Genomic DNA, 21,635 nt, shown 5'->3' on the forward strand with positions numbered 1-21,635 from the left:
GTGGACGGTTCGTTGTTCAGCCCCGTCGTCGAGCTGCGGAACACCTTCGAAAGTCTGCCCGACATGGTGCGGCGCCCGATCGAGATGGTGGTGTTCGGCGGTGAACTCCCGCGCGCCGACATCTCCGCCATGCGCCGGATGGCCGCCGAGCTCCGAGCTCGCGGCGACGAGCTGGACGGACATTCGAGGGATATCGAAGCAATACTCGCGCAAGAGGATTCGGTGGGCGAGCTGGCAAACCGGCTACGCGAGGCATTGCATTCGTACGGGAAAGGCGCGGCCCAGCTCGGTAGCGACGTCGGCACCCTGGCAGACCAGGCGCAGGCGGCCGCCAACGACGCCGAGAAGTGGCTGTGCGTGATGTTCACGTTCGGGATCCACTTGGCGTGGCGAATCTTCAGCGTGGTGACCAGCGCGGCGGCAACAGGTCCGGCCGGCGTGACGGCGGCGGCGCCGACCGTGGATGCCATGCTGGTCGAGGGGCGCGGCGAAGTAACGGCGATGCGAGCCGCCCTGACACGGGCGGTCGAGGAGGGCGCGGCGAAAGCGGCTGCCCGGCTGAGCGCGCCGGGGGCCTTGCGGTTCGTCACCATGCTGGGCAAGGCGGCCGCGCTGCCCGTGGGCGTGGACGCGGGTGTACAGGCGCTGCAGGTCGCTACCGGCGATCGCAGCGCCGACATCATCGGATCGGACGGTTCGAATCGGACCGGTATCGATCTGACGTCGATCGAAGTCGCCGCCCTGGCCGGCGCGGGTGGAGCGGTGGGCGGCATGCTCGCCGGCAAGTTCGCGCCGATGGTGTTCCCCCGGATCGGCAGCAGTCGCTTGGCCATGGGCCTGGTGCACGGCACCGCCGGTGCCATAGCGGGTTTGGGCGCGGCGTCGCTGGTGGCCGGTTGGCCGCAGCACTACGACCAGGTGCTTGCACCGCTGCTCAACGGCGCGTTCGCCGGGGGCGTGCATTCCCGAAGCGGACCCCACCCGCCGGCGATCGACGGCGGCGCGACATTCACACCGCCCGACGGGTTCTCGCCAGGGCAGGACGCGAAAGCCGCGACGCCTCGGCGGCCGGTCGAGGTGTCCACGGAATCGAAACGGGCATGGGAGGACGCGCAGAAGGCATGGGGCCCGACCGCTGAGACCACGAAGGCCGCAGGTGAGCGCGGCGAGGCGCGCGCGGAGGTCAAAGAGGTGACCGCGGCACCACGCTCCCGCGGCGAACAGGGTGCATCGATCGCAGCCGACGAAGCAGCCGGCCACCGGCCCGGGCAACAGGTCCGTCCCGCATCCTCCGACGCCGCCGCGGCACGGCCGGGAACGCATTCCGAGACGGGTGAGCGGCCACCGGCCGAGAAACCGGTCGCCACCGGGAAGACGACCGCGCCCCGATCGGTCGAGGCGGTGGGCGAAACGTCGACACCGCCGAGGCTCGCGGCGAGCGCCACGCCACGTCCGGCCGGCGAGGTTCACGAAAAGACCGGCGCACCAACAGGAAGCAGCGCGCACGCGAAAGCCGGGCCGAGCCCGGCCGGAGAACACACGGCGGTCGCGGACGGTGCCGGCACGCAAACATCGGCACGGCCCCATCCGCCCGCCGAGGGCGAAGCGGGATCACCCGGCGCTCGCGGCGAACCCGGATCGTCGAGTCGTGAAGAGCATGCGACCCCGCAGCGAGAGTCGACTGCCGAGCAGTCCGGTCACGAAAGCCCCGAAAGCCCGGGGCGGACCGAAGCGGACGGCACCGAAACACCTGCCGCGGAGGAACATTCGTCGTCGGCGCACGACGAGCAGAGCGTTGCGACCACCGATCACGACAGTCTCGCCGACGACGCCGGTATGCCGCGCAGCGACCGCGACAAGGCGGTCGATCTGCTGATCGACTTCCACCAGGCCTCGGCCGAGCATGTTCCGGAGAGTCAACGCCTGTCCAACCTTCCGGACGACGTCCTGATGGCCGGCCTGCACAGCGGCGACGAGCACCAGTCGTTGCTGGCGACGATGGAGATCATCCGGCGCGGCACGATCAGCGAGAAGGTGCCCGGCGGCATGGTGCTGCGGACCGAGCAGGCCGAAGCCGTCTACGCGATGAAATCGCGTCCGGTAGAGATGAAACCCGGCGAGGGCAAATCGCTGGTCTTCATGGCCGGCGCAATCCAACGTGCGGTTCAGCACGATTCTGTTCTGCTCGTCACCACCACCGATGGACTGGCCAATCGCGAAGTCAGCACGTATCGGAAGCTGTTGACCGGCGACGAGGAATTCGCCGACATGCAGAATGTGCTGGGCAAATTCGGGATCGACGTGTTCCGCGCCGATCAGCAGACCGGTTTCGGGCCGATCACGAAGGGGCGGCCGGCGATCGTGGTCGCGACCGGCGAAACGGTCGGGCATCTGTGCAATGCGGGCAAAGAGCCACCGCGTCATGCGCTGATCGACGAGATGGACGGCATCATCGACCGGGGTGAACGGCAGTTCCTCCGGTCGGAAGGTGTGGAAGAGCCGGCGCCGGAGGCAACCGCCAAGCAGGTATTCGATGCCCACGATTTCCTCACCGAGGCATTGGCGAAAGGGGCTCTGTCACACGAGGATTTCGGCCTCCGGCGCATCTCGGAGGAAATAGGAGAGCATGCCGACGGGACACCGGAGGTCATGTACTGGTACGACGGTCAACCCGAACTCACGCCCGAGGGCAGGGCGAAGGTCGAGGCGCTGCCCGGTGGAAAAAACTGGCTGGACGGAATGGGCGCCTCGCGGCTGGAGACCGCGGCCCACGCCGAATTCCTTGTCCGTGAAGGCGTCCACTACGAAATGGACGCGGGCAAGATCGTCATCATCGACCAGGCCGAACACGGTCTGCAACGAAACCCGAAGACCTCGAGCGAGTCGCGGTGGAGCGCGGAGCCGGGCAAGGCGAGTCTCGCCCAAGCCATCGAGGCCAAGGAGTTCCGGGCGGCCGAGGCCCGAGGGGAGAAGGCCGAGGCGCATCGGATCGTGGTGCGCGCGGATGCGGAGTCCGCCAAACGCATCGATTCGGTCGAAATCTACCGTGTCGGAAGCGAATCCTTCTTCGATGAAGTGACCGGTGCATCCGGCACCCTCACCGACCTGAATCCCGTACTGAACAAGATCTACGGTCTGCAGGAGGCTCACGAGGTCGGACGGTCGCAGACGCATCGGCTGGTGGAGGGTCAGCATGATGTGGTCGAGAGCACCCATGCCAAACTGCGCGCGATTGCCGAATACGCGAACGAGATGCGGGCCGGAGGTGAGGGCCGGTTCCAGGAAATCCTGTGTCACCGTAACGATCTGGTCGCCCGGCAGGTCGAGGCACTGGTGCGCGCGGGAGTGCCCCGAGAGGCGATCGAAGCGGTCGATGCCAAGCGGATCATCGGCTGGGGCGCGGACTGGGAAGCCCAGTTGCAGAAGGTCTTCGACGAGGCCGGTGAGCAGGGCAAGATCCTGGTGATCAACCGGCAGGGCCAGCGCGGTGTCGATATCTCGGTCTCGGATGCGGTGAAGGCCAAGGGCGGCATGCACGTCTGGATGACCGAGGCCCCGGAGCAGTCCTACATCCACGAACAGGCCAAGAACCGCACGGCACGGAACGGTCAGCGCGGCAGCGCGCAGGTCGTGATGTCGCCGCAGGACGCGCTGATTCGCAATGCCATGCACCTGCGCGGGGTCCGAGAGACGGTGGTCGTCTACGAACAGGCCGTGGCCGCGCACAACGCCGATCCCACCCCCCAGACCCACGATGCGGTCGTCGCGGCGAGCGATGCCATCCGTGAGATGGCACCGGAACTGCAGCAGCGCGCACTGCGGCACTCCACCGCGGATTTCATCCGCCATCATGCCTTCTCGACCGGGAACGTCCCCCTCACCCTCGCCGAAGCCGACACCGGGTTGTACGGCCGACCCGACTTCACCCGCCCCGATGAGCCGGCGGACCAGGCGACACGGCTGGCCGGATTGCTGGGGATCCCGGCTCCGGCCGTCGCGAACCGGATCGCCGAACTCGAACGCAACGGTGCCACCGATCCGGTGCACGAACTGCTGAATCGGGCCGGTCTCGCGCCCGCCACGGCGGAGGCGCTGCGGCAACATGTCGAGGCCACCGCTCCCGCGAAGGCGCGCGAGCGTGCAGGACTCGGCGATGTCGACGCGCTGATCGAGATGATGCCGCTGCGGAACCGAATCGCCGCCGAACTCGGTGTGCCGATCGCGGATATCGGTGGGGCCGAGGGCATGCGCCTGCTCGATCCGCTGCTGACCGAGGCGAGAGACGCCCTCGCGGCCGCGCTGGGTTATCCGGCCGCCGGCATCACCCCCGTCATAGCCCGCGACATCCTGGGCGAAGCGGTCGGCGATCATCTGACAGCCACGAACACCGAGCAATCAGCCGGGAACGAGATCGATTCCCCGGCAACAGTTTCCGGACCGGCGAGCCGGGACGGTCAGGATCATGCCCAGAACGCGGACACCCGGGATGTCGCGGACGGGACGGCCGCGGACATCATCGCCGCCGCGTCACAGTATCTGGCCACCGCGGCCCTGCTCGATCTGGTCGTACAGATCCACCGCCGCAGCCCCAACAGTTGCGTCAACAATGCTGTGACCGGCATGCGCGTGTTGTGCCCTGACAACGCTCGACGTTTCGAGATGCCGGCCACCAGGTTGCGGGGCCACGGGCGCGATGTAGTGCGCAAGGTGTTCGGCGCCGGGCTCGAGAAGGCCGAATCGCTGGAGCAGGTGGCCGAATCGCTGAAGACCCGGCCGGGCGGGATCAGCGTCCTGGTCTACAAATGGAAGGACACCCGAGCGACCGGCAGCGCCGATGCCGACGACCATATGGTCTTGCTGGTCAACGACAGCGACTCGGCCGACGAACCGAACCTGGTCGTCGTCGACCTGGCGGTCTCGCGGGACGGTGACACCGCGAACGACTACGGTCCCAAGGACCTCCGCAACCGCCGCGCACTGCTGAACAAGGCCGTGGCCTTCGAGGATTGGCGTCGCGAGCAACACAAGTACATCGACCGGATGCCGGTGGAGAAGCGGCTGTTCGAGACCATCGAGTTCGACCGCGACGGCAACCTCGTCGCCGGCTCGCACATGGGCGCCCCGGCCGCCGAGAGCCTGCCGCCATCCCGGCAAGTCGTCGTTCCCGCCGCCACGGTGGACGAAATAAGAGAAATCAGCGCGGGCCTACCGGACCTGGACGTGGCCGTACCGGTCCGACCAGGGGCCGCCCGGGACGGGGCGAACGAGCCACGCCGAGACGAACGCGCACCGGTCGGCAGCAGACCCTCGGAGAACGCGGCGAATCCGACACCGCCGAGCACCCGTATGCGGTACACCGTGCGCGAGGCCGGCGCGGCAGTGGGCCCCTCCGGCAGGGAAGGTGAAAGAGCCCGCACCAACGACGTCGGCGCGGAGCGTCACCGCCTCGAGCAACTGCTGAACGAATCCTACGGCTGGCTGGACTCCGACGGCGTCGACATCGCGGTCATCCTGATGTCGGAACTGATGGCGAACTCCCTCGCCGACACCGACGGCAAGGTCGAGGTCGTCATCACCCAGACCGACACCGAGGCCGAGCGGAAACTTCGTTTCGAAGTTCTCGACGAGAGCACCTTCGCCCCCGAAATCGGCGATATGCCCGACGAATTCGCCGAACGCGGCCGTGGCCTGCCGATGATGGCGGCCGCCGCCGACGAATCCGGCATCACGGTATTCGACGACGGCTCGGGCAAATCGTCCTGGTTCGAACTACACCGGCCGCTTCCGGCGGGTGGTCCGGCCGCGCCGGCCACCGAAATCCCGCCCGGCACCGGCAGTTTCGGCGAGGCACTCAGCGATGGCCAGCAGAGTCGGGCCACGCTGCATCGCGCACAGCGCGGTGACGCTGCGGCATTTCGAGAACTGCGGGAGCGGTACGGCGAGCAGGCATTCCGACGCGTGCTCGATGCTCTGGCGCCTGGCACAAGACCTTCGGTCGGCCCTCAAGCCGTTCGACTGCGGACCGTGGCTCAGTACATCAACGGGGTGGTCTTTCGAAGCGCCGAGACTCGACGCTGGCCGGTAGCTGCGAAGGAGGACATCGGAACGTGGATCCTCGACCTCGCGCAGCGTGCCGCGAGGGCGTGGTCCGGCCTGACCCCCGCGCAGCGTCGAATCATCACCGAAGCGGTCACCTCACCGCGACAAGATCGCACACCGCTGCAGCGCGGGGCCTTCGGCGCCTTCGTTCGGTCTGTCGAAGCACTACTGCCGAGCGATGTCGCGCCGCCGATCGACGAACCCCGCGAGGTGCGTCCTGAAGCACCAGCGCACAATTTGACCGATCACGAGCTCGAACTGATCCGGATGGTTGCCGCCGGATTGTCGAACGAAGCCATCGCAAGTCGGCTGGACCGCTCGGCGAGCCGAGTCAAGTTCTATCTCAAGCAGATCGGCGACAAGCTCGGCGACCATGGCCGGATCGGCATGGTGTCGGCGGCACGAGACCAGGGGCTGCTTTCGGACGACGACATTTCGGTGCCGCTCGAAAAACCGTCGAACCTCGCACTGACCGCGCGAGAAGTATCGATCCTCGCAAAGGTCGCCGACGGCATGTCGAACAAGGCGGCCGGTGAGCAACTCGGGTTGTCACCGCTCACGGTGAAAGCCCATCTCGCCCGCATCGGCGGCAAACTCGGCATCAGTGATCGCGCCGGGATGGTGGCGCGGGCCTTCCATGCCGGCCTCATCCCGGCAATCGACAGCGGCCCCGGTGTCGAGTGGTCCGATACGGAACGCGAGGTGCTGGGGCTGGTTGCCGAAGGGATGAGCAACAAAGAGATCGCAGTCCATCTCGGACTGTCGCCCGACCAGGTGAAAGGCCGGCTGAACCGGATCGGCGTCAAGCTCGGCATTCGAGATCGGGCGGGAATGGTGGGCAAGGCGCTGCGCACCGGTGGCCTCGTGCTTCCGTCCGACGCGGCCGACACCGGTCCCCGGGTGTTCCAGGGCAGGGATTCGTTGTCCGAGACCGAGGCCACGATTCTCGCGCTCGTCAAACAAGGCAAGACGAATAGGCAAATCGCGGCTGCACAAGGGATCTCACCCACCACCGTCAATGCCTACCTGATCCGTATCGGCCTCAAGCTGCGCACGAGCGGCCGAACGGCCGCGGTGGAGGAGGCAGAGAACCGCGGCATCGACTTGACGGGTGAGCTGGGCAGCTCCCGGTCCACGCCCGATGACCCCGCATCCGGGGACGCTATCGGGAGTCGCCCGATCGGCAGTAGACCGCACGATGCGGAGGCCGCCGACGCGAGCGGGGCGAGCGAGTCCCGTTCCGCGACAACAGCTCCCGACGGTTTCCGTACTGCGATGACAACGAAGCTGTGGGGGCCGGGCTCGTCCATCTCTTCCGCCGACGCAACGATGTCCGATTCGGAACCGGGGAACCATTCGCCGCAGGAGCGCAGCATGCGGGCGGTCCTCGACTACGTCGCGGGGGCGACGTCCAGCTTCGTCGCCGCTGCGGTGAGCGAGGGTCTGGAAGTGTCCGTGGTCGAGGCGATTCGAGGACTGGACCCCGCGGACCTCGAAACCATGCTGGTCGATCTCGGTGCGGCGCAATCGACCGTTGACGGCGCTGTGGCACGATTCACCGAGATCCAGATCCGGGGGGCGATCCCGAGTGCGGCACCGTCCGCAGTGCCCGACGTCGGTGAGTATCTGGTGCGGGTCAGCGCCCCGGACGGTTCGGACAGCTGGCGGACCAGGCGGCTGGTGCGCAGGATCATGGAGAACCGGGCACACGCCGGTGAGGTGGGATGGCCGGACGTCGATCAGGTCGACTCGGCCGAGTTGCTGGTGTCCGAGCTTGCGGGCAACATCCCGCGTCACGCCGGAACTCACGGGTTCGTCATCGCGACGGTGACCGAAGGGCCCGCCAGCCCGACCATCCGGGTGGGTGTTCGCGACTACAACCGCACGCTTCCGGGTTGGCGCACCCCGGACGGTAACGCCGAATCGGGCCGGGGTGGCCCGTTGTTGACGATGCTCGCCACCGATCACGGTGTCGTCGAGCACGTCGACGGCAAGACCGTCTGGTTCGAGCTCCGCGCACAGCGACCGGTCGCCGACTCCGACACGGACAGCGGCGACGAACTGGATCGTCTGAGCGCACTGTTCCCCGACCTCGACGACGATTCGCCGGACCCGCCCTCCGCAACGAACCATCAAGGGCCCGACGACGTTATCGGCAGCAGGCCGACGGAGGAGCTCGGATCGCCCGAGGCTGCTCTGCGGTCGCTGTCGGAACCCGGGGCGGTTCTCGAGTGGGTCCGGTCCGCCCTGCCTGCCGCCGGCAGCCGGGGTTCCGATCGCCGGGCTCTCATCGATCACCTGCGCGACCGTGCCGCCTTCACACATCCCGCCACCGGGTTCCGCGCACCGGACGGATGGCTCGCGGACAACCGCGACATGCGTCGCGACCACGCCGCGAAGGCACGGGAAATCGCCGAGAGATTGGAGTCCGACCCCTCCTATTCGTCGGCCGATGCTCATGACGATGCCCGGCTGCACGCGTCCGATATGCGCGAGGAGTACAGCGGTTTCCGCTGGCAACTGGTCGTCTCGGGTGCTGACGTGTCGGATCCGATTGCCGTGGCCGCAGCTCTTGCGGCGCGACTGCCCGAAGAGAACTCGAAGCCGGCGCACCGGGACATCATCGCCGCCGCGGCGCGCCTGGCCGAGCTCGCCCGGACCGCCGCCGGGGACGACGCCGCAGTCGTCGTCACGTCGTCCCAGGACCCCGATGGCCGACACCGCCTGATCGCGCAATTGGATTACACCCGAAGCGATCCCGCCGATTCCGATCCCGGGCCGACCGTCGAGGAGTTGCGTCGCGGACTGTCGGATATCGACGGCCGCATCGACCTCGACACGGCCGATCCCCTGCCGGAGGGGCAGGTCTGGCATCGGGTCCGGCTCGACCTCACCCGACAGCGAATTCTGGTGTGCTGCGAGCTGTGGGGGCGGGGCCGGACCGGGATGGGCACCTTGAACCTGGCGCTCTGTGAGGGTTTGGTAGCGGCCGGGCATGAAGTGACCGTCCTGCCGCGACAGGTCGATTCCGAGTTCCGGGTTCCGGGTGTGCGGGTCTACCTCCGCGACGAGTGGATGCAAGATCTGCACCCCGAGCACGTGCGGAGCTTGCCGGACTCGGTCGACATGGTGGTTGTGCACGTCGAAGCCGACGGCCTCCAAGCCGCGCTGGCCGCCGAGAAGCAGTATCCCGCAGCCAAAATCGTCGCTGTCCACCATCTGATTCCGATGCTGTGGGAGAGCCTCACGAGCGATCCCGCGCAGGGTCGCGCCCGGGTCGCGGCGGGCATCTATCTATCGCGGCGGGCGCATCTGGTGACGGGCTTGGGCCCGGCATTGGCGACGGACGCATTGTTGCAGGCCGCCATGGCGGGCCACGGTTCGGTGCACGAACTGCAGCCGGTCCTGGATATGGCCGAACAGCCGCCGCAGCCCGCGCCCGGCAGTCCGGTACGGGTTCTGCTCTTCGGCCGTGTGGACGACGCGTTGAAAGGTGGCGCGGAGATCGCCGAGGTGGTGTCGCGGCTGCGCGCGCACGGCCATGATGTCCGGTTGGTGGTCCGGGGTTTCGAGAACGACCTCAGGGCGGCCCACACCGGATTGGCGGAGATCGTCGGTGACCCGGATGCGGTCGAGGTGCTGCCGCACACGAGGGATCGCGCTGAGATCCGAGCAGACATTCGCGCGGCTACCGTGGTCGTGATGCCTTCGCGCGCAGAGGGATTCGGTAGCGTCGCAACGGAGGCGATCGAACAGGGTGTGCCGGTCGTGGTGCCGTCGACGAGCGGGGCGGGTAGATACCTCGCCGCATTGGCCGGCCATCGCGCCGCTGCGGAACGATTCAACCTGGTGAAGCAGGACCAGGGTGCACCGGTGCCGATCGACGACTGGGTGGCCAAGCTCCTGGTCGTCATCGACGATGTGCCCGGCGCGTGGACGACGGCCCGCCGATTGCAGGAGCTGGTGCGGCCCCTGACACGTGAGAACAGCGCCAGGATGCTCGTGCACGCCACAGTGAATACCGATCCGCACGCGCGTCCCGAGATCCGGCCGTCGCGGACGCGAGTGTCGTTGGCGCAGGGGCGTGTCGTGGCACGCGGCGAGGAAGAAGACTACCTGCGAATCCTCGCCGTGGCCGACGCGATGGAAACCGATCCCGCCGTGCGCAGTGCGATCATCGGTCGCAAGGGAATCGACTTGGCGCCGTCCTGGGAGCCCCTGTCGATCCGCCTCGCCGCAGCGGATCCTGACGAGTGGATGTTCGCGCCTTGGACAAGGCCTGCGCAGCAGGATGATTCGCGGGCCCGCATCCTGGGTGCCACGGTGGCGACGGTAGCCGAGCAGGGATTCGCCGCAACGACGATCGACGACATCTGCCGCCGCGCGGAAGTCACTCCGGAGGAGTTCGACGAGCACTTCCCACGCGCCTACGACGCATTCGCCGCGGCGCACAAGGCGGCGCTCGACGATCTGCGGCACCTGGTCGTCGACGAAGTGAGTCTCGCGCGGGCGCCCGACCGCACCGCCCGCATGACGACCGTGGTCCAGACCTATACCAGTGCCCTGACCGCTCGACCGGTCACCGCACGAGTCGTCCTGGTGGAGAGATCCGGCCTCGACCTGGTGCAGCGCGCTGCCCGTGCGATGACCGCCACGAAATCGATTGCCACCACTCTGGCGGAGGTGCTCGACGAGCCTGCCATGTCCGTCGAGGGCCTGCGTGCTCTGGCGGCAGCAGTTCAGGGCCTGCTGGCGAACTGGGCCGTGACCGCGGACAAGGGCGCGGTCACGGACCTGCAGGGTGACCTCGCCGACCTCCTCCGCATCGGTACCGCGTCGCCGGAGGTGAGGCCCGTCGCCGTCCCGCGACCGCCGCAGGTGCAATCGGAGGACGACGGCTCGACCGAACAGGCGGAACCGGACGAGCGCGAACGCATTCTGACCGAACTGCTCGCGGGCGCCGCCCGCTACGGTTACACCAACATGTCGCTGGACACCGTCCAGCAGCGTGCCGGTGTGTCCGCCGAGACCTATCAGGAGTTGTTCTCCGACAAGGAGTCCGGCTTCGAGGCGGCCTGCGCTGCGGCGATCGAGCGTCTGCGAACGTCCCTTCGAGCGGCAGTGCCCGGCCGGTTCGACGGTGAACTGCGGCCTCGCCTGGAGACCGCATTGCGCACCTACCTGACGGTCCTCGCCTCGAGCGGGGACGAGACGCGGGTGCTGCACTTGGAGCTGCCCACGACCGGCCCGCTGCGCGATCGGTTCCTCACGATGGTGGCCGGGCATCTCGCCGAGGCTGTCGATGAGATCGACGACCGCACCGGCCGACTCCTCGCCGCTGCCGTCACAGGCGTTGTCGCCGACCGGATCGCCGCACGGCAATACGCCCGGTTCCATGATCTGCCGTCGGCCGACGTCGAGGCGGGAGCACTGACGCCGCTGCCCGGAGACGTTCCGATCGTCGCGGCCTGGGCGCACGCACTACTCACCGGCACCGCGTCACCGTCATCCTCGGCGCACGAGACGGTACGGAATTCGCTGCCACCCGAAGCGACCACTGAGCAGACCGATGACGACCCCACCGCGAGGCCCATCGGCTCACGACCAGGACGCCCTGCGCCGCAACGAGATTCCGGCACCGGACGCCCAGCCCCCTCACCGTGGCGCCGCGGCGATACTTCCCGTCCCGGGACCGGCCCGGCCGCCGTCGACTCCGGCGAGGGCAGCGACGACCAGGCGGTCGGGGCCACTCCGTGGCAGCGCAACGACTCGGCGCCGGCCGCTACACCGTGGGCGGCAGTCGCCGGAACACGCAGCATGTCGCAGCAACGTGGATTCGCCGATATGTGGCGGCGCATCCGCGAACTGCTCGTCAACGGCGCGGGTCTGACGGAATCCGATCCGATGGTGCAGACGTGGAACAACGTGCCGCTGACCGACGTACGGCGCGCACTCGACGCGCTGCCGCCTCATCGCCGCGAGCGCCTGATCGCCGGCTTCAACCCTGCCCGCCACGGCACCGGTCGGGCGCATATCAATCCCCTCGCCACCGACCAGGAGCCGTTGTGGTCGGCCGCCCGCCACCTGGGATCGGCGATCGCCGCCGCCCATGGTGTACAGGCCGAACTTCCGGACGAGCCACGGGCCCGGCTACGCGCACCGAAGTCCGGCGCCGAAGCGGAGCCGATCTACATCGTCGATCCCGGTCGAATCGCCGAGGCGCTTCGAGTTGCCGGCCAGGCACATCGGGGGAAGCCGACGGATCCCGGGACGAATACAGCCGACGGTCCGATTGGACACCGGCCGTCCGACTCCGCACCGACTCCGCTCGACGTCGATGAGGTGCTGCAGTGGATCCTCGACAGCCCGTCGACACCGGTGCACTGGCAGCATGTCGGTCCGGTGCCCGACGACGTGCTGCTTGCGTCGGCCGCCGATGCGGATGTCGACCTCGACGCCATTCGCCGGAGGTGGGACGCCCTCGCGGAAGACTATGTCCGCTCGGGGTGGCGCACCGGCGGGGGCCTGGTGTTCCGGGGTGACACGCGGCCCTTTTCGGTCCCGTGGGCGGACGGATTCGTCCCGCTCTCCCAGCGCGACGGCAAGGTCGTCTACACGACTGTGCGGGTGAATCGAGCCGGCGACTACGGCGAGTCGGTGGTGATGGACACCGCGACCTCCCAGTGGACCGTCGTGCACCGGATCTACGTCATCGACGCGCCAGGTGGTTTCGGAGTGGTGGACCAGAACGGGGATGTCGTCTCCGTGCACTGGCCGGGAGGCCTGCGTAGCGACCGCATCGTAGGCTGCTTCGAGATTCCCGCCGAAATCTGGCAGCGCGATTTCACGGCTCAGGCCGACCGATTGCGGCAGTACTGGCGCCCCAATCCCGCCTACCGCCGACTGGACACGACCGCGGCCGAACTTTCCGTTACCGAAGACGATTCAGCCGAGGCGACTTCGGCGCGGTCGCCGGCACAGGTCGATCGGAACGGTCCGCAGCCGGTCCCACCGGAGAATCCCGAGGCACGACCGGGCGAGCCCGTGCGAGCCGGCACCGCCGACCGAACGCCAGCATCGGCGGCTCGACATGCGCTGGCCGGATTGCTTTCCGCGCCGGTACGTGTCGTGCGCGCGGGAGCTGTGCGCTCGGTCGTGAACTCCGTCCAGCGACGCATCGCCGAGACGCCCGACGACGTTCTCGTGGCGGTGGATATCTCCGACTTGATCACCTGGATCTCGGAGTCGCTCGACGTGCATCATCGAGCCGAGGCGGTGACCAGGAGGTCGGCAAGGTTCGACGCTCTGCCGGCGGATCGTCAGGACCAGCTGGACAATCTGCGGCGGGCGTTCGTCACGACGAACGACGCATTGTCCCGCCGCCTCGATCGGATGTTCGGATCCGACCCTTCAGCGCCACTCGCCGCTCTGGATGCCGATGATCCCCTCCGTGAGTTGAGACGGCTGGCCGAAGTGTCGCGCTCGGCGCGGGCCGCCGGCCTGGTCGATTCGCTGACGCACTACTTCGAGAACGGCGACGTCGAGAATCAACGATCCGACGACCACACGAATCCCGAATTGGCCGCTGCCGCAGCGCGATACCGCGACCTGCAGGCAGCGGGATTCACTGGGAAAGCGGCGCAGAAAGATGTCGCGAAGGTCGCCGGAACCTCGCAATCGAAGGTCAGTCAGATACTGCGCCGGCGGGCAGCCGATATCACCGCCGACCAGCGAATCATCCTCATCGCCGCACGCTGGCTCGACTACGCGATGCCGGACGATCTGGTACGCGCCGCCGCGCGATACGAATCGGAATTGCGCAGCGGCACAGACCGGATGATGGACGAGACCGACCACACCGGCCCGGGCGTCACTTCGCCGGCCGATGAGGCGCCGGATACCGAGCGACCGGCCCCGGGCGCGATCGGCGCGAGGCCGGGACAGACCCCAACCGGGGATGCCTCGAAGACCGACTCCGCGGTCACACCGGATCCCCTGCCGGCCGACACGGATCCCACCGTGTCCGAACAGCGCCTCGCCGGCGAGGCGCTGGCGGGACTGCGCACGCATTTCGGACCTGACGCCGACGAACGCACACTGCTTCAGGACGTCGACACCACCGACGTCGCCGGCGCCTCCCGCGCCCACACCCACAAGGTCGCGCAGTGGTGGCATGCGATGAGCACCGGCGTCCCCGATCGCCCGAACCTACCGTCGATACAGGTCGAGCTCGGACTCTCCGACCGGCAATACGCGCTGCTCCGGGTCTACCCGCATGCGATCGGCAATGCCGACGGTATTCCGTTCAGGGTGCGCGACAAGGCGAATCGGCTCTCGATCGCCCGCGACATCCGGCGGTTCCTGCAGCGGCGACCCGAAGTCGTCACGCCCGAGGTCGACGCCGAGGCCGCGGGTATCGCGCGCGCTCGCGCGCTGTTGCGCCGCGCGAGCGCCGAACTGCAGGCGAGGATTCCCAATCCGACGCTCACCAAGGCAGAAGTCGAAGAACTGGGCAATCTGCTCGCCACTCGACGGCATTTGCGCGAGATCCAGGCCGATGCCACGCGTCTCACCGGACACCCGGTCGTTCAACTGCTCGCCTACGACGCCGCAGCGCACGGCGGTAACGGCCGCGTGATCCTCTCCATCGGTGACGCCGATCGCGCCGGGATCGTGAACCGGATGACCAACGGCTTGGGTTCGACAGTACAAACGCTCTACCACCGCTCGCACTACGCGCAGAGCCTCTACGAGGTCACCACGCTGCGCGGAAACGGCGCTTCGGTGGCGGCGATCGTCGATATCGGCTATCGCTGCCCGGTCGATCTGTCCGTCGCGTCGCCGCGGATGGCCGAAGTCGGGGGCGACGTCGTGGCCCGTGACATCACCGCCTTCAACGCCACCCGCGAGTTCTACGCCGAGAAACCCGCCGGGGCGCCCGTGCCGCGACTGCGCAACGCTATCGGCCACAGCTACGGCTCGACCACGCTGTGCTACGCGGCACAGGATATGCGGCTGGCCGGCGAGATCGACCAAGCGATTCTCACCGGTTCTCCCGGAGCGGGCCGCCGGATGCGGCATGCCGGTGAGTTCGGTGTGCCGGTGTACGTGTTGAGCGAAAAGACCGACCCCGTAGCCAATCTGGGTGCCCACAAACAGGGCCGGAAGGGCCGATACGCGAATGCGGGACTGGGCACGAGCCCGGCTGCGGCCATCTTCGGCGCCATCCTCCTCACCACCGAAGTACCGGCCGGTGCCACGTACTTCGCGGAACGCCCGGGGCCGGCCCACCGCCTCGTGGTGAAGCCGCACGCCTCCTACTATCTCTGGGCCGATGAGACCGAGCGGGTGCCGGGCCGCGGCCTCGACAATCTGGGTTGGGTATTCGTAGGCCGGGCCGAGGTCGCCGAACGTGCCGAATACCCCGATGCGCCTCGGCCCGCCGGTAAGCGATGGCGGCGGAAGCGACAAGAGCCCTCCACCCTCGAGACGGATGTCGACGCCGAAGTGCGGGCCGCGCTCGAATCCGCGCGGGTACCCGGTGAATCCACCACACCGGCGCGATGCGGCCTGGCAGAACTGACCTTCGCGCGGCAACGCTTCACCGGACGCGCCCCTATCGAGCTACCCGATGAAGACACCGTCACCATCCTCGAATACCGCGGATTCCACCCCAGGGAACTCGCCCAGTACGCCCACGGCAAGTGGGCGGAGGTCGATCCCGACAGTGAATTCGTCTCGCGCATAACAGGTTCCGAACAGCCCACCGATTTGGCACTGTTGCTCGTGCAAGCTCCGAACGCGGCCGAAGACCGTATAGACGGGCACATCATCAGTCTCACCACCGACGCGAACGGCGAACTCTGGCTACACGAGGTGGTCCCGGGGCCGGACGATACGACGGTCGAGCACAACCTGCACGGCGACGCCGCACATCGACGCTTGTCGGACCTGCGAAACCAGAACGGCGCCGGTTTCTTCGCCATCACCTACGGAACCGACGGCCGACCCGAAAACCCGATCGACACCACGACCTCGACCGGCACCGAATGGGCACAGGGCACAGCCCCTGCCACACGTATCGGCCGCACCAACGACGAGCCGCCCGAGGACCCTGGGGCCTCGACGAAGAAAACTCCGGTACCGAATCGGAGTGCGTTGACCGATGCGGAAATCGAAGTTCTCGCGTTGCTCCGACGGGGCATGACCGACGACGAGATCGCGATGGTCGCCGAGCTTCCGGCGGCGGATGTGCGGGCGCTCCGCGAAAGTGCCGTCCGCAAACTCGAAACCGTCCGGCGCCCGACCCAGGAGCCGGCATCGGATGATGCGGTCGCCCGCGAGACCGAGCTCTGGTCGGCGGACGACCGGTGGTGGGCCGGTAGCCAGGTCGAGGCGGTGCAGCGGTTCACCGAGACACTCACCCACGACGGTCGCCGCGGTCGGGTGGAGGGCCGGACAACCGACGACGGACGACGAATCTTCCATGTACCGCTCGGCTCCGATCGCCTCGTTCAGGTCGAGTTGCAATCCGGCCGCCGGACGGCGATCTCCATGGTGCTGCGGGAGAGCGACCGAGGACGAAGCTACGACCACAGCTCCGAATTCCACGAGCTGCTCCGCAACCTCACCCGCAGTTCCGGGCCGGTGCCGGCTGCAGAGATCCTCGCCACCTTGATCTTCGATATGGAGTCGACGCAACGGCGCGCCCACGAGGACGGGTTGTCCGGCGTTCGGTTCGATATACACACCGACACACCCGTCACTCTCGAGGTAGCGCCCGGTCGTTTCGGACCGAACGTGAGGGCGACGGTCGAGTCGTCCGGCCTTCGGGCCGGCATCGCGCTGAGTTACGGCGATACCCCCCATCCGGCGATTCGCGCCGATCTCCCACTTCGAACCGGCACGGATGTGTATTGGGTCTCTCACCTCGTGGACCAGGTCCTGCGGGAGGGCACATTACGCTGGGAAGGATCGCAGCGCCCCGCCGAAGCGGCGACGGCCTGGCTGCTCGATGTCGCCGGGACCCACACGACGGGCGTTGCGCGGACCCCCGCCATCTCGCGGTCGATACATCTGTCCGCCACCATGTCCGGTGCGCCGGGCGCTCGAACAGCGCGTCTGACGGCAACCGATCCCGCGACCGGCTGGACCGGCGAATACGAGGTTCGGGAGAAGTTCGCCCTGGCGGAGGCCGTCGTGGCGGAAGCCGGACAGCTCTCACCGACCGGCCCGATACGGCCGGGCGATCCCCGTGCGGGTCGGGCGGTCGCGTATCCCGATCGTGCGGCATTGGAGGCCGAGCTGTGGCGGACACGCGAATCGTGGCTGAGGGTGGTAGAGCATCGCCCCGACGGCCCGGTGGAATACGAGATCCACCGGCCGAACGGCATGCCGGTGCTGGTCGATTCCCGGACCGGCGCCACTCGACGATTCACGGACTACACATCCTCGAATTCATCGCACTGGCATGCCGTCTCGTTCGACAGTGCCGGCGAGCCCCTGCACCCGACCGCCGACTACGTCCGCGAGTTGCGGCAGCGACGCACCACGATATGGGAGCGGCTCGGCTTGGAGACCCCGGACGACGGTTCCCGTGCTGCGTGGCGACGACTCGTTCGGGCACACCGCGAGATCGCCCGGATCGAAGTCGCCGAGATCGACGCTTCCCTCGCCGGGCTGCGTTCCGACGAGCCGGCCACACAGGCCGCACTGGCCGAGCCGCTACTCGTTCGGCGTGGTGCGGCGACTGATCGGCTGAACGATCTCGCGGAACTGGACGCCCTGGTGGTGCGTTACGACAGGGCAGCGTCTCGCCTGATCGTTCCGGCATCGGAAGAACTGTTCGCGCGTGAGCTGGAGCGTCGCGCCGGTACGGTTGTCACCCCGCAGGTGGTTCGCTTCGCGCCGAAACCCGGTGAACCGCAAGAAATTTGGGTGGTCGCGAACGAGGGCGGGCACATGCGGGCGCTCGAAGCCGCGATCCAGGCCGACCGGAGTCTGGCTCCCGCGTTGTGGCGCGGCTGGCGCATCCGCTACATCGAATTGAACGCCGGGCCGTCGGGACTCGTGGATTCGACACTGGAGCCCACGGATGTGGAACGCACCTACCGGGCGTCGTTCCGCCGGGAGCTGGAGAAACATCTGATGGCCGCGTACCTGAAGTACCGACGCGGAACCGAGGCGCCCGATCCCATTTCGAAGTGGTTGAAGCCGCTGACTCCGGACCTGTCGACCGTTCCCGACGACGGGAACACGACCCGTTCACCGGCGCCGATCCGGGTTGCGGTCGACCTGATGCGAGCTGGGATCCCCGGCTGGGAGGACGCGGCACCGGTCACCGCGCTGGTAGCGAACCAGCAGGTGGTTCCGATTCGGGCCGGCTGGTTGGAAACCGTTGTCGTTCCGGTGGAGTTCCGGGAAGGAGACGAGTTCGAACCTAAGGCCGGATGGCGAGTCGCGCAGCCCGGCGGCAACGAAATGGCCGACGTGATGGCCCGGGACTTCACCCTGGTGCGCCCGTCCGAGCGCAAGTTGCGCTCGACCTTCCGGTCCACTGCACAGCTCAAACGTGTGATCGAGAAGATCCTGGCCGGCACCGGCCGCCTCCCGATGGTGATGACGGGCTTCACTCCCGTCGAGCTCACCGCACCGGACTCGACGCCCGAATTGCCCACGGCCGCAGCGGTGACGCGAGCTCACGAACTGCCCACGGTCGAGGAGTTGGACCGCCACGAGAGCGATCGAAGCCATGCCGTCCTCCGCTCGGCGTTCGAACTGTGGCAAGCGCACGCACTGTGGCAACTGACCACGGAGGGCACGGCACATTCCACGCTCCGCGAACTTCCGCCGGACACACTGCGGCAATTGCGGCAGCAGCTGACGGATTCGGGCCCGGGGATGCGTGCGGCGGGTCTGGGCCACCGGTACGCACAGATGAGCACGGCGTTCGACCGACTGCTACGCGAGGTGTCACCGGATCCGGCGTCAACGACCGCCGCAGAATCGGACACCGACGCGGCGGTGGATGCCGAGGTGCGGTCGGCCCTCGAAACTTCTCCCGTACGAGTTACTTTCACGCCGGCAAGCTGTGGAATCGGTGAACTCACCTTCATCCGTGAGCATTTCGACACCACACCCGTCCAGCTCCCCGATGCCGACGCGCTGGCCATCCTCGAATACACCGGCTTCCATCCCCGTGAATTGGCCCAGTACGCCGGTGGGCAGTGGACGGAGACCACTCTCGACGAAATTACCGCCCGCATCAGCGACCCTGACGAGCCCGCGCATCTGGCGCTGATCAGCATCCAATACCCCGGCGCCCGAGAGGACTTCATCGACGGGCACGTTTTCACACTCACCACCGACAGCAACGGCGAACTCCTTCTCCACGAACTCGTCCCGGGCCCCGACGGCGGCGTCACCGAAAGCGATCCCAAGGACACACGGCGACGCCACGGTCAGCTGCTGCAGCAGCAACTGGAGGGCGCCACCTTCCACACCATCACCTACAAGGCCGACGGCGCGCCGGAAGACCGCCTCGGCACGGACGACCGAGAGACCGGCACGGACCGGCACCAAGTGCCCGCGCCCGCCACCCGCCTGGGCCGGGCGGAACCCGGGGACGACTCCGACGCGAATACGCCGGGCGTTTCCAGCTCCGAGCGCGGGAAGCTGCGGATTCCAGCCCAGCCCTCACCGGAATCGAAGTCGGTGGGCGCCGATAAGGACACCGCCGCCTCCAAGAGCTCGAGCGATGTGCGAGTACCGCAACAATCGACCGATTCACCATCGATCGGCCGCACCCTGATTCCGGGGCCGCGACAGCACGTCGCGATGTTCACGGAGTCGGATCCCCGCGACGATGTCGAGCTGATGGCCGCAGTGCGCGACGGGGACACAGAAGCTTTCGGGACACTGTTCGAACGTCACGTCGACGCGGTTCGGAAGTACGCACGCGCTCGCTTCCGGCCCTCGGACGCGGACGATCTGGTGTCATATGCGTTTCACGCAACCCTCGCCGCCCTGCGGAAGGGTTTGGGACCGGAGTCCGCGTTCCGGGCCTATGTGCTGACGTCAGTGCGTCACCAAGCCCTGTCTCAGAAACTCCGCTACAACGATCGAATTACGTTGAGCGACGATATGACTCGCTACGACATGGCTGAAGAGCCCGTCGATACGGAGTTCGGAAGACGCGAGCATGCTCTCCTCGCACGGGCGCTGGCCCTGGGTACCTTGTCCGAACGTGTTCGGCTGATACTGGCCAACTTCGGTCTACCGGCGGCTGAGCTGGCACGCCTCATCGAGGCGCCCTCCGCCAATGCCGCAAATGTGGCGCGACACCGGGCGATGGAGGAACTGCGAGCGGCGTATCTCCAAGCGCAGATTCCGCATGAACCCGACGAATCCTGCCGCGACACAGTGGAACAACTCGGAGCGTGGGTCCGCGGGCCCCTGCGCAAGCGAGCCGAAAGTCGGGTGAATGCCCATTTGCAGGGCTGCTCGTCATGTCGCGCAACGCTGCAACTGCTGATCGCGCTGAATCCGGGCCTCGCTGTCCGTACCCGAATTCCGGTCGTCGCGCGCGGTGACGGTCGAACCGGAGGTCCGGCGGGCAAGCCGGCACCGACAGATCGCGAAGGCGCGCAACCGAACGACGCGACCACACCCCGTCGCAAGCAAGGCGGTGCTCGTCGGCAACGGCGTGGTGCCGCTCCGCGGGGCGAGGAGAGCTTCGCCCCCTTCGGGGGCGTGCCGAACGACCGCGCCCCCGCCGTCCTCCCCGGACAGTTGGACAACCCGTGGCTCGTCTTCGCCGACGACCCGCGCGGCGGCGACAATGTCAGTGCCGTGCGCCCATGGAGCGAAGACCGGCCGTCGGTGCGGCAGCCCGTCGGCCGCGTCGAGGATCCGCTCTCTCCGGCGTGGCTGCGGGACATTCACGCCGCGATCACCGCGGAACAGCTCGATGCCGACGGTCCCTTGCATGCGCATCTCGGCCGCATCCTCACGCACCTGGACAGGCTGATGCCGGGTGCCGCGCCGATCACCACGACCCAGCGCACCGAGTTGGAGACATTTGCCCGGGCGGTCGGCCGCTGGCTGGATATCGCGCATACCGAACTCGACGATGATCTGTCCGCGGGACAGGTCGCCCACGGTGTCACGGCACGTCGAAGCCACCTGGCCGAAGCGACCGACAGATACCGGGTAGCCACCGAGGTGCTCGCCTCCCATGCGTCGAAAATCGATACCGCACCGGCGAATACGTCACCGTGGGCTCGGGGCTCGGCATCGCTCGACGGTGTCGACATCACCGAACTCGCACAGACCATCGAGGGTCTCGCCGCGGAATCGGCTCGGCTGGAATCCGATTCGACGCGGGCCGCGGAGGTCCAGCAGATACGGCATGCCTGGACCGCGGCCTACGAGCTGTGGAATCTCGCGCAGGATCCGCGATCGGTGCCCGCAACCCCCCGCGTGGAGGCACTGGTCTCCTATGCCGATGCGGCACGGCACTGGCTGATGGCGCTGCT

At 67.7% G+C, this 21,635-nt stretch carries 1 protein-coding gene (only partly in view); it reads left to right on the forward strand.

The genetic code is table 11. The features are described 5' to 3' along the window. On the forward strand, nt 1–21,635 hold the 5' portion of the coding sequence (locus NA3_RS18555) for a LuxR C-terminal-related transcriptional regulator (protein WP_062964870.1). 5,719 nt of this gene lie beyond the right edge of the window; 21,635 of the gene's 27,354 nt are visible here — the first part of the coding sequence; its start codon is at nt 1–3; the stop codon falls past the right edge of the window.

It is taken from the genome of Nocardia africana NBRC 100379, from assembly GCF_001612635.1.
GTDB classification, from domain to species: domain Bacteria; phylum Actinomycetota; class Actinomycetes; order Mycobacteriales; family Mycobacteriaceae; genus Nocardia; species Nocardia africana.